This window comes from bacterium, assembly GCA_024224155.1.
In the GTDB taxonomy this organism is placed as follows: domain Bacteria; phylum Acidobacteriota; class Thermoanaerobaculia; order Multivoradales; family JAHEKO01; genus CALZIK01.
In genome coordinates this window covers 1-8,331 of the sequence record JAAENP010000374.1, presented here as the reverse complement: position 1 = coordinate 8,331, position 8,331 = coordinate 1, and the positions used below count along the sequence as shown (strand labels likewise).

Genomic DNA, 8,331 nt, shown 5'->3' with positions numbered 1-8,331 from the left:
GACACCATCCGCCGGGTGACCTTCAACGAAATCACCCAGAACGCGGTGCTCGCCGCCCTCGAGCATCCGGGCGAGATCAATCAGAGCCGGGTCGAGGCGCAGCAGGCCCGACGCATTCTTGATCGACTGATGGGCTTCAAGCTGTCGCCGCTACTCTGGGACAAGGTCAAACGCGGGCTTTCGGCGGGCCGGGTTCAGTCGGTCGCGCTGAAGATGGTGTGTGAGCGCCAGGCGGAGATCGACGCTTTCAACCCGGTCGAGTACTGGATCATCTCTGCCGACCTGGAGGCTTCGAAGCCGCCCGCCTTCACCGCGAGACTCCAGAGAATCGATGGCGACAAGGCCGAGGTCGGCAACGGTGACGATGCCGCCAAGATCGTAGCGGCCCTCGAGACCGGCGACTTCAAGGTCGCTGAGATCGCCAGAAGAGAGTCCAAACAGCGCCCGACTCCACCGTTCATCACCAGCCGCCTCCAGCAGGAAGCTTCGCGGCGGTTCGGCTTCTCGGCCAAGCGAACCATGGGCGTGGCCCAGGGCCTATATGAGGGCAAAGAAATCGGGAGCCGGGGCGCGGTCGGTCTCATCACCTACATGAGAACGGATTCGACCCGGGTTGCCGACGAGGCCATCGCAGCCGCCCGCGAGTTCGTCAATTCGGCCTACGGCGCTGACAAGCTTCCCGACAAGCCGAACGTCTACAAATCCAAGAAGGGCGCCCAGGATGCCCACGAGGCCATCCGTCCAACGACTTTCGACCTGCCGCCATGCGAGGTCGCCAAGTACCTCAAGCCGGAGGAGCTCAAGCTCTACGAATTGATCTGGAATCGCTTCATCGCCTCGCAAATGAAGCCGGCGGTCTTCGACGTGACCCGCGTTGACATCCAGAACGGGACCTATGTCCTGCGTGCCAACGGTCGAGTGATGAAGGAGCCGGGCTTCCTTTCCGTCTATCAGGAGGTCAAGGGGGCGACCGACACGGTCGACGAAGCCACGGATGGCGTCCTACCGGCGCTTGCGGAGGGGGAGATCCTCAAGCTCAAGAAGGTCACACCGGAGCAGAAATTCACCAAGCCGCCGGCACGCTACAGCGAGGCCACTCTCATCAAAGCCCTGGAAGAGAACGGCATCGGACGCCCGTCGACCTACGCCAGCATCCTGGCAACGCTCAGTAACCGCGAGTACGCCGAGCGCGTCGAGAGGCGTTTCAGGCCTACGGCGCTCGGCAAGGTGGTGAATCAGCTTCTGCAGAGCGGTTTTGCCGACATCATCAACGAGGGCTACACGGCTCAACTGGAAGAGAAGCTCGATCGCATCGAAGACGGTGACCTCGAGTGGCGAGTCGCGCTCGCCGAATTCGACGACAAGTTCTCCAAGGATCTCGAGCACGCCGACGAGCAGATGCCCAACATCAAGAAAGAGGGCATCCCCACCGACGAGAAATGCCCCGAATGCGGCTCCGCCCTGGTCATGCGATTCGGTCGCTACGGCGGTTTCTACGGCTGCACCGGCTATCCCGAGTGCAAGTACACCCGCGATATCGAGGCCCCGGAGGGCGAGTCAGGCGAGAACAAGGAAGGCTCGGAAGAGATCCCACCGTGCGAGAAGTGCGGCAAACCGATGGTGCTCAAACGGAGCCGCTTCGGAACCTTCTACGGCTGCAGCGGCTATCCGGAATGCAAGAACATCCGCAAGACTGGCCCCGCCGCGGCGCCGCCCAAGGGCACCGGCGTATCGTGTCCCGAATGCGAAGAGGGCGAGATTCAAGAAAAGCGGTCTCGGCGTGGCAAGCTCTTCTACTCCTGCAGCCGCTACCCGAAGTGCAAATTCGCACTGTGGAAACCCCCGATCGAGAAAGCCTGCCCGGAGTGCGAGTTCCCGCTTCTGGTCGAGAAGGTCACCAAGAGAAAAGGCACTCAGCACGTCTGCCACAAGAAGGACTGCGGCTACGAAGAAGACGTCGCACCGCCCGCCGAGTAACCGCTCAAGGGCCAACTGACGCTTCGGCGCCGACTCGGCAAGCGGTCGGCCAGGGGCCGGCGCGGAGCCGTTTGAGGCGGTGCGAGGATCTTTTCTCCGAAGGCCTTCTAGCTCGAGCTGGCCCCTGGAGAATCGCTTGGCGACCGCCGTCGACGCCCCGCTAGAGAGAACTGACAACAGCGCTCTGCAAAACCAGTCGGGAAGGGGACACGAAGGAATCATGTCCCCGATACCTATAATGACCTCGTGAACGATCCGGTCGAAGTCATCGGCGGCGGCCTCGCCGGCTGCGAGTGCGCCTATCAGCTCGCCGAGCGCAGTATCCCCGTACGCCTGTGGGAGATGCGGCCGCGGCGATCGACCCCGGCCCACAAGACCGGCGATTTGGCTGAGCTGGTTTGCAGCAACTCGCTGCGAAGCGACGATCCGCACCACGCCGCCGGCCTGCTCAAGCGCGAGATGGAGGCCCTGGGCTCGTTGATCATCCGCTCGGCGCGCAAGGCGGCAGTGCCCGCCGGGAGCGCCCTCGCGGTTGATCGAGATCGGTTCGCAAGGGAGGTCACCAGGGCTCTCGAATCCCACCCACTGATTCAAGTGTCGCGCCGGGAGAAGACCACGCTGCCCGAGGCCGATGCCGTCATCGCAACCGGCCCGCTCACCTCACCCGAGATGTCGCGGTCTCTCGCCGAGCTACTCGGGGACGGGCACCTGTACTTCTACGACTCGATAGCTCCGATCGTCGATTCAGAAAGCCTCGACGAGCAGAAGCTCTTCGCGGCTTCGCGCTACGACAAGGGCGAAGGCGACGATTACCTCAATGCCCCCCTCGATCGTGAACAGTATCTGGCTTTCCACAGGGCCGTCGTCGAAGCCGAAGTCAGTCCGCTCCACGACTTCGAGAAGGGCCTCTTTTTTGAAGGCTGTCTTCCGATCGAAGAGCTCGCCCGGCGAGGCGCAGACACGCTTCGCTTCGGACCGATGAAACCGGTCGGGCTTCGCACACCCGACGGCTCGCGCCCCCACGCCGTCGTCCAGCTGCGCCGCGAGGATCTTGCCCGCTCTCGATACAACCTCGTGGGCTTTCAGTCGCGAATGAAGTGGGGTGAGCAGAAGAGAGTCTTCCGGTTGATTCCCGGACTCGAGAACGCGCGGTTTGCCAGGCTGGGCCAGGTCCACCGCAACACGTTCTTGAACTCGCCGCTTTACTTGAACCGCTTCTACCGCCTCAGAACGCAACCCCGGCTCCGGCTCGCGGGACAGATCACAGGGGTCGAGGGGTATCTGGAATCCGCCGCCACCGGGCTGGCGGCCGGCCTCTATCTGAGTCTGGAGCGCTTGGGCGTCTCCGCCGCCGCGCTGCCCGGGGCAACCGCGCTCGGGGCACTGGCGCGGCACCTGATCGAATCGAGCCCCGAGCGCTTCCAACCGGCAAACATCAACTACGGCCTGTTCCCAGAGATCGAAGGGCGTCTAAAACGCCACCAGCGCCGGCAGGCCATGGTCGAACGGGCCCACCGAGCGCTGGCGAAATGGTGCCTCGACCACGGGATCGAGAGCGCTCTCGCTGAACCGATCGAGGCAGACGGGGTTTTGCCTTGCGCAAGCTGATCGACCGCTACCTCCAACACCTGCTTTACGAGCGCAATCTGTCGCCTCACACGCTGCGGGCCTACCGCCGGGACCTTGACCAGTTCCTCGACTTCCTGGCCAGGGACTTCCTTGCCAAGCGAGCTTCCGAAGTCCGGGCGGGGGACGTCGACGCGCTGGCCGTGCGGTCCTTCCTTGCCTGGTTGTCGCGCCGGGAAGTCGGGCGGCGTAGCCAGGCCAGGGCTCTCTCCGCCGTTCGAAGCCTGTTTCGATTCGCTTGCCGGGAAGGCGGGGTCGAGAAGAATCCGGCAACCTCGGTCCGGACGCCTAAGCAGCCCCGGACGCTACCCCGTCACCTGCGCCCCGGCGAGATCGAGACCCTCCTCGAGGCGGTTTCGGGCGACGAACCGTTGGCGTGTCGAGACCGAGCCATTCTAGAGGTCTTGTACGCGACGGGTCTCCGGGTTGGCGAGCTGGTGTCGCTGGATTGGAACGACATCGATCTGAAGAGCCGGGTGCTTCGGGTTCTCGGCAAGGGCGGCAAGGAACGAATGGTGCCGTTCGGCCGGCCCGCAGCCGAGGCGCTGCACCGATGGCTGGGTGGTTCGGAAAAGCTGCGCGCGGCGGCCGCCACGGTAGCAAGCGAGGACACCGATGAGCCGGTCTTCCTCAACTATCGAGGCACGCGCCTTTCGGCTCGATCCGTGCGGCGGTTGATCGATAAACGGGTCGAGCAGGCCGCCCTCGCCGGCGGTGTCCACCCCCATACGCTCAGACACACGTTTGCGACCCATCTTCTGGAGGGCGGAGCGGACCTGCGATCGATCCAGGAGCTTCTCGGACACAGCTCGCTGTCGACCACCCAGAACTACACTCACCTCGAAGTCGAGCGTCTGCAGAGCGTCTATCGAGACGCCCATCCACGAGCACGAAGCTCGGAGAAGAAGTAACGATCGGTGTGAGCGAAAGCCGCGACTTTAGCTGTACTCCGTACGGCCTGGTAGCCTCAGGCCAGAAACGCCTGAGCCTGGTCTTCGCGCTTCTCGGGTTTTCCCTGTTGGTCGCCGCGGGCTTCGCCATCGTGACCCGGCAGAGCTTCGCCGCGACGATCGCGCTTGTCGTCGCCTTCGGCGTCTTTGTCATCTACCGAATGAGCCGCGAGCTCGAAGCGACGAAGCTGGTCGTCGAGAGCGACGGCCTCTCGATCTTCATGCGCCACGCCCTGCGCCGGGTGCCGCTCGACGAGGCCTCGATCCGGCGCTTGGACAAAGGTGAGATCGAACATCTTGCCGGTCTCACCAGCTCGGGCGGATTCGTCGCCGGCGCCGGTGGCTTCGACTCCCACATTTTGGGCGAGTTCGACCTCTATGCGAGTCGTCTGGAGAATGCGGTCCTCCTCGAAACCTCCGACGGCCGGGTCATCGTCACCCCCGACGATCCGGATGCCTTCATAGCCGCCGTCGCCAGCACATCTTCCTGACCAGGCAGGCCGATTTCACGAGGATCCGCTGGTATGATCCCGACCCCATGACCGAGGTTCGCTCCACCACCGTTCTGCTGGTCCGGCGTGACGACCAGGTCTGTCTGGTCTCAGACGGCCAGGTCACGGTTCAGAACACCGTCATCAAGGGCACGGCGAGCAAAGTCAAGCGCGCGGGCAAGGGCCAGGTTCTGGTGGGCTTCGCCGGCGGGGCCGCCGATGCCTTGGCGCTCTTTTCGCGCTTCGAAGCCAAGCTGGAAGAGTATCAGCGCAACCTCGAACGCGCCGTCGTCGAGCTGGCTAAAGACTGGCGTACCGATCGTGCTATGCGTCAGCTTCAGGCCCAGATGATCGTCGCCGACAAAGAACGGAGTTTCCTGGTTTCCGGAAACGGCGACCTGCTGCAGCCGGACGACGGCCTGCTGTCGATCGGATCGGGTTCGAACTACGCTCTCGCCGCCGCTCGCGCCCTGCTTTCCCACACCGACCTCTCGGCGCGTCAGGTTGCCGAAGAAGCGATGAAAGTAGCCGCCGATATCTGCGTTTTCACCAACTACAACCTGACGATCGAGGAGCTTTGAGCGCCTCGTCGCCGCCGGTCATGACGTCGGAACCTACAGCTTCCGCCGAGGCGCTCGAACGCCTCGACAGCCTGACGCCGCGCGAAATAGTGGCGGAGCTGGACAAGTTCGTCGTCGGCCAGCACGCGGCCAAGCGCGCGGTGGCCATCGCTTTGCGAAACCGCTGGCGCCGCCAGCAGCTCAGTCCCGAGGTAGCCGAAGAGATCCAGCCCAAGAACATCCTCATGATCGGCTCGACAGGCGTCGGCAAAACCGAGATCGCGCGACGCCTGGCGCGGCTGGCGAAGGCGCCCTTCTTGAAGGTCGAAGCGAGCAAGTTCACCGAGGTGGGCTATGTCGGCCGGGATGTCGAGTCCATGATCCGCGATCTCGTCGAGATCGCGGTGGCGATGATCCGCGAGGAAAAACGCGGCGCCGTGCGGGAGAGCGCCGCCCAGAAGGCCGAGGACCGCCTCCTGCAGCTGTTGATTCCGGTGCCGGCACCGTCACCCGAGGTCGAGCCGGCGACCGATTTTTCGGAGACGATCGAGAGGTTCCGGACCAAGCTGCGTTCCGGGTCTCTCGACGAGCGCATGGTCGAAGTCGAGGTCGAGGACAATTCCGGGCCCAGCTTCGAGATGTTCACCCCTCAGGGCGTGGAGGAGGTCGGTATCAACTTGAAGGAGATGATGCCCGGACTCTTCGGCCGGCGTCAGAAACAGCAGATGACCGTGCGCGAAGCACGCGAGATTCTGGAGCAGCAGGAAGCCGAGAAGCTGATCGATCGCCAGCAGGTGAGCCGGGATGCCAGGCGCCGGGTCGAGCAGGGTGGCATCCTCTTCCTCGACGAGATCGACAAGATCGCGGGTAGGGAATCGCAACACGGGCCGGACGTGTCACGTGAAGGAGTTCAGCGCGATCTACTTCCCATCGTCGAAGGCTCGACGGTTACCACCAAGTACGGAGCGGTGAAGACCGATCACATTCTCTTTATCGCGGCCGGCGCGTTTCACATATCGAAACCGTCCGATCTGATTCCGGAGCTTCAAGGCCGGCTGCCGATCCGAGTCGAGCTCGATTCCTTGACCGAGGACGACTTCGTGAGAATCCTCACCGAGCCCGAGACCGCCTTGACCAAGCAATACCAGGCGCTGCTCTCGACCGAGAGTGTGAGCCTGGACTTTCAGGATGACGCGATTCGAGAGATCGCGAAACTCGCGGTCGAGGTCAATCAGAACACCGAGAATATTGGAGCGCGAAGGCTCGCCACATTGCTCGAACGCGTGCTCGACGAGGTTTCCTTCGAGGCCCCGGACATGGGCGGCGTGAGCGTTACAATCGATTCCAGCTACGTCCGACGAGCGATCGCCGAGCTTGTGGAAGACCAGGATCTGAGCCGCTATGTCCTTTGAGCCGAGCGTCCGCAGCCTCTGTCTCCTACTGCTCTTCGGAGCGAGCGCTCTCGGGTGCGGACACAAGGCGCCACCGATTCCGCCACCGCTGGAGAATCCGGCGCGCACGGCCGATCTTGCGGTTCAACAGCGCGGTCTCGCGGCCATCCTGTCGTTCACCTATCCCCAGACCACGGTTTCTGGAGGGGTGCTTCATGGGCTCGAGCGCGTCGAGATCTGGCGAACCAAGAAAGCCATGGCCGCGTTCTTCGGTGAGGACCCGGCCTCCGAAACGGAAGACGAAGAGTCGGTGCCGGCGAGCGAAACCAGCGAAGCGGCCCTGGAAACCGCTCAATCCGAGGATGCCGCCGACCCCGAGAGCGACCCCGAGAGCGAGAGCGAAGACCAGGTCGAGGACGAGAAGACCGCCTCGGAAGACGACGCCGACCCCGATTCAGAAGTTCCGGATCAACCGCTGGAAGTTCTGGCGGCCACCACTCCCGCCGAGTTCGTCGCCACCGCCCAGCTCATCGAGAGCTTCGACGCAGATGCCATCGAACAGGCGACCGCCGGCGACAAGCTCACCTTCCGGGTCGAGCTCGGCGAAGTCGGTCACGAGGAATGGGCACACACCTTCGCCGTCAGGACCTTAGTCTCCGAGAAGCTGGTTTCGGCCTACTCGAACACGGTCACGCTGGTCCAGCGGGTCGCGCCGCCGCCGCCGACCGACTTCCAGCTCACGGCAGAGGCCAGCGGCATCAGGCTGACCTGGGCGGAGCCGTCGGAATCCGAGGATCAGCCCACCTCCTTTCGGGTCTACCGGCGCCCGGTGCACAGCCGGCTCTACGGCCAGTCGCTGACTCGGCTCGCGGGTGATGCCACCGAGTACCTCGACCGTACCGCAGCCTTCGGCGAGCGCTACATCTATGCGGTTACCGCGGCTGGGCATGAGAGCCCGCTCGTCGAGAGCTTCTTCGGCGGCGAGCGCGAAATCGACTATTCAGACCGCTTCGCACCCAATCCGCCGACCAATCTCATAGCCCTCGCCGAATCAGGGCGTGTCCGCCTGCTGTGGGACGCGAGCACCGAAGAAGACGTTGTCGGCTACGTGGTCTTTCGCAGACGGGCCGGCGCCGAGTTTCACAAGCTCACCGACGAGCCCGTTCTGGACGTCGAATACAGCGACCGAACCGTCGAGACCGGTGCGACTTACGACTACCGAGTTTCCGCGGTCGATCGCGTCGGCAACCAGGGAGAGCCGAGCGGCAGCGTCGTGGCTCGGATTCCCTAGCGCCCGATGCGCCCTGAACCGACCGGCGTCCGATTCTTCAAGATG

Annotated in this window: 7 protein-coding genes; all 7 read left to right on the top strand. The window is 63.7% G+C overall.

Annotation, left to right across the window (positions count from 1 at the left end):
• The coding region (gene topA, locus GY769_19135) for a type I DNA topoisomerase (GenBank protein ID MCP4204039.1) at nt 1–1,977 on the top strand (1,977 nt) is incomplete at its 5' end.
• Nucleotides 1,978–2,223: 246 nt separating this feature from the next.
• The gene (locus GY769_19130) at nt 2,224–3,585 is read left to right on the top strand and encodes a methylenetetrahydrofolate--tRNA-(uracil(54)-C(5))-methyltransferase (FADH(2)-oxidizing) TrmFO (GenBank protein MCP4204038.1); all 1,362 of its coding nucleotides are present in this window, start codon (nt 2,224–2,226) and stop codon (nt 3,583–3,585) included.
• Nucleotides 3,573–4,514: a tyrosine recombinase XerC gene (xerC, locus tag GY769_19125; protein MCP4204037.1), complete on the top strand. Its 942-nt coding sequence runs from the start codon at nt 3,573–3,575 to the stop codon at nt 4,512–4,514. The genes GY769_19130 and xerC overlap by 13 nt, the downstream gene beginning before the upstream one ends.
• An 8-nt stretch (nt 4,515–4,522) precedes the next feature.
• Nucleotides 4,523–5,044 (top strand): hypothetical protein, encoded by a 522-nt coding sequence (locus GY769_19120; protein ID MCP4204036.1) that lies wholly within the window; start codon nt 4,523–4,525, stop codon nt 5,042–5,044.
• A gap of 47 nt (nt 5,045–5,091) precedes the next feature.
• A complete protein-coding gene (hslV, locus tag GY769_19115) occupies nt 5,092–5,625 on the top strand; it encodes an ATP-dependent protease subunit HslV (GenBank protein ID MCP4204035.1) in 534 nt (177 codons plus the stop codon).
• A 20-nt stretch (nt 5,626–5,645) separates the two neighbouring features.
• Nucleotides 5,646–7,016 (top strand): ATP-dependent protease ATPase subunit HslU, encoded by a 1,371-nt coding sequence (gene hslU, locus GY769_19110; protein ID MCP4204034.1) that lies wholly within the window; start codon nt 5,646–5,648, stop codon nt 7,014–7,016.
• Complete coding sequence (locus tag GY769_19105) at nt 7,006–8,286, top strand: hypothetical protein (protein MCP4204033.1); 1,281 nt, start codon at nt 7,006–7,008, stop codon at nt 8,284–8,286. Before hslU ends, GY769_19105 begins: the two co-directional genes overlap by 11 nt.
• Nucleotides 8,287–8,331: the final 45 nt, after the last annotated feature.